Here is a 254-nt window from a genome sequence, read left to right as displayed (position 1 = left end):
AGCCTTTCCAGACTTGTTCAACTACCATCCTTTTTTCTTACTCCACATAAGACGCCCCACGACCCCGATACCCGTAGGTATCGGTTTAGGCTGTTCCCTTTTCGCTCGCCGCTACTTAGGGAATCGCTTTTGCTTTCTCTTCCTCAGGGTACTTAGATGTTTCAGTTCCCCTGGTTGCCTCCTCATCCCCTATGTGTTCAGGGATGGGTATACTTCCATTACGAAGTATGGGTTCCCCCATTCGGAAATCCCCG

At 50.0% G+C, this 254-nt stretch carries 1 rRNA gene; it reads right to left on the bottom strand.

Going from position 1 to position 254, the window contains the following annotated elements:
* Positions 1-254 (bottom strand): 23S ribosomal RNA (locus tag TEPIDINF_RS15080); the annotation flags it as partial.

The sequence above is a fragment of the Tepidibacillus infernus genome, from assembly GCF_048898065.1.
Taxonomy (GTDB): Bacteria; Bacillota; Bacilli; order Tepidibacillales; family Tepidibacillaceae; genus Tepidibacillus_B; species Tepidibacillus_B infernus.
Note: the sequence above shows the minus strand (reverse complement) of the source record. Positions and strands in the feature narration are given on the sequence as shown.